The sequence below is a fragment of the Bacillus sp. FSL L8-0199 genome, assembly GCF_038005705.1.
GTDB classification, from domain to species: domain Bacteria; phylum Bacillota; class Bacilli; order Bacillales; family Bacillaceae_G; genus Bacillus_A; species Bacillus_A cereus.
The window spans coordinates 85,001-87,500 of record NZ_JBBOTS010000001.1; the positions used below are offsets into that span (position 1 = coordinate 85,001).

Genomic DNA, 2,500 nt, shown 5'->3' on the forward strand with positions numbered 1-2,500 from the left:
AGGCTCGTCCGCTCAGGGTTAGTCAGGACCTAAGCCGAGGCCGACAGGCGTAGGCGATGGACAACAGGTTGATATTCCTGTACCACCTCTTTATCGTTTGAGCAATGGAGGGACGCAGAAGGATAGAAGAAGCGTGCGATTGGTTGTGCACGTCCAAGCAGTTAGGCTGATAAGTAGGCAAATCCGCTTATCGTGAAGGCTGAGCTGTGATGGGGAAGCTCCTTATGGAGCGAAGTCTTTGATTCCCCGCTGCCAAGAAAAGCTTCTAGCGAGATAAAAGGTGCCTGTACCGCAAACCGACACAGGTAGGCGAGGAGAGAATCCTAAGGTGTGCGAGAGAACTCTGGTTAAGGAACTCGGCAAAATGACCCCGTAACTTCGGGAGAAGGGGTGCTTTCTTAACGGAAAGCCGCAGTGAATAGGCCCAAGCGACTGTTTAGCAAAAACACAGCTCTCTGCGAAGCCGTAAGGCGAAGTATAGGGGGTGACACCTGCCCGGTGCTGGAAGGTTAAGGAGAGGGGTTAGCGTAAGCGAAGCTCTGAACTGAAGCCCCAGTAAACGGCGGCCGTAACTATAACGGTCCTAAGGTAGCGAAATTCCTTGTCGGGTAAGTTCCGACCCGCACGAAAGGTGTAACGATTTGGGCACTGTCTCAACCAGAGACTCGGTGAAATTATAGTACCTGTGAAGATGCAGGTTACCCGCGACAGGACGGAAAGACCCCGTGGAGCTTTACTGTAGCCTGATATTGAATTTTGGTACAGTTTGTACAGGATAGGCGGGAGCCATTGAAACCGGAGCGCTAGCTTCGGTGGAGGCGCTGGTGGGATACCGCCCTGACTGTATTGAAATTCTAACCTACGGGTCTTATCGACCCGGGAGACAGTGTCAGGTGGGCAGTTTGACTGGGGCGGTCGCCTCCTAAAGTGTAACGGAGGCGCCCAAAGGTTCCCTCAGAATGGTTGGAAATCATTCGTAGAGTGCAAAGGCATAAGGGAGCTTGACTGCGAGACCTACAAGTCGAGCAGGGACGAAAGTCGGGCTTAGTGATCCGGTGGTTCCGCATGGAAGGGCCATCGCTCAACGGATAAAAGCTACCCCGGGGATAACAGGCTTATCTCCCCCAAGAGTCCACATCGACGGGGAGGTTTGGCACCTCGATGTCGGCTCATCGCATCCTGGGGCTGTAGTCGGTCCCAAGGGTTGGGCTGTTCGCCCATTAAAGCGGTACGCGAGCTGGGTTCAGAACGTCGTGAGACAGTTCGGTCCCTATCCGTCGTGGGCGTAGGAAATTTGAGAGGAGCTGTCCTTAGTACGAGAGGACCGGGATGGACGCACCGCTGGTGTACCAGTTGTTCTGCCAAGGGCATAGCTGGGTAGCTATGTGCGGAAGGGATAAGTGCTGAAAGCATCTAAGCATGAAGCCCCCCTCAAGATGAGATTTCCCATAGCGTAAGCTAGTAAGATCCCTGAAAGATGATCAGGTTGATAGGTTCGAGGTGGAAGCATGGTGACATGTGGAGCTGACGAATACTAATAGATCGAGGACTTAACCATATAATATGAAGCAATGTTATCTAGTTTTGAAAGAATATAAAAAACTTGTTGACTTTAAAAGTTAAATGAGTTACAATGATTCTTGTCTTAAATGAATACAGTCTGGTAATGATGGCAGAGAGGCCACACCCGTTCCCATACCGAACACGGAAGTTAAGCTCTCTAGCGCCGATGGTAGTTGGGACCTTGTCCCTGTGAGAGTAGGACGTTGCCAGGCAATCCGGAGGATTAGCTCAGCTGGGAGAGCACCTGCCTTACAAGCAGGGGGTCGGCGGTTCGATCCCGTCATCCTCCACCATTTAGCCGACTTAGCTCAATTGGTAGAGCAACTGACTTGTAATCAGTAGGTTGGGGGTTCAAGTCCTCTAGTCGGCACCAGTTTTTATTGTAAGAGCCATTAGCTCAGTTGGTAGAGCATCTGACTTTTAATCAGAGGGTCGAAGGTTCGAGTCCTTCATGGCTCACCATTTTAATTAATATGCGGGTGTGGCGGAATTGGCAGACGCACTAGACTTAGGATCTAGCGCCTTTGGCGTGGGGGTTCGACTCCCTTCACCCGCACTTTTAATAAAATATCTCAAACATGTCTTGCGGAAGTAGTTCAGTGGTAGAATACAACCTTGCCAAGGTTGGGGTCGCGGGTTCGAATCCCGTCTTCCGCTCCAATTTTCAATATGACATGCCGGGGTGGCGGAACAGGCAGACGCACAGGACTTAAAATCCTGCGGTGGGTGACCACCGTGCGGGTTCGACCCCCGCCCTCGGCACCATATGCGCCCGTAGCTCAATTGGATAGAGCGTTTGACTACGGATCAAGAGGTTAGGGGTTCGACTCCTCTCGGGCGCGTTTTCTTTCGGGAAGTGGCTCAGCTTGGTAGAGCACCTGGTTTGGGACCAGGGGGTCGCAGGTTCAAATCCTGTCTTCCCGATACTTGTTTGGGG

The 2,500-nt window shown here is 52.0% G+C and carries 9 tRNA genes and 2 rRNA genes (2 of these 11 cut by a window edge); all 11 read left to right on the forward strand.

What is annotated here, in order from left to right:
* Positions 1–1,558 (forward strand): 23S ribosomal RNA (locus NST86_RS00440); it begins 1,365 nt to the left of the window's first position.
* Positions 1,559–1,659: 101 nt separating this feature from the next.
* A 5S ribosomal RNA gene (rrf, locus tag NST86_RS00445) occupies positions 1,660–1,775 on the forward strand.
* Between the two features lie 5 nt (positions 1,776–1,780).
* Positions 1,781–1,856 (forward strand) — tRNA-Val (locus tag NST86_RS00450).
* Between the two features lie 4 nt (positions 1,857–1,860).
* A tRNA-Thr gene (locus NST86_RS00455) sits at positions 1,861–1,936 on the forward strand.
* Between the two features lie 13 nt (positions 1,937–1,949).
* A tRNA-Lys gene (locus NST86_RS00460) sits at positions 1,950–2,025 on the forward strand.
* Positions 2,026–2,038: 13 nt separating this feature from the next.
* Positions 2,039–2,119 (forward strand) — tRNA-Leu (locus tag NST86_RS00465).
* Between the two features lie 29 nt (positions 2,120–2,148).
* Positions 2,149–2,223 (forward strand) — tRNA-Gly (locus tag NST86_RS00470).
* Between the two features lie 16 nt (positions 2,224–2,239).
* Positions 2,240–2,328, forward strand: a tRNA-Leu gene (locus NST86_RS00475).
* A 3-nt stretch (positions 2,329–2,331) separates the two neighbouring features.
* Positions 2,332–2,405: transfer RNA gene (locus tag NST86_RS00480), tRNA-Arg, on the forward strand.
* A gap of 8 nt (positions 2,406–2,413) precedes the next feature.
* Positions 2,414–2,487: transfer RNA gene (locus NST86_RS00485), tRNA-Pro, on the forward strand.
* A 9-nt stretch (positions 2,488–2,496) separates the two neighbouring features.
* Positions 2,497–2,500, forward strand: a tRNA-Ala gene (locus tag NST86_RS00490); it runs 72 nt beyond the window's last position.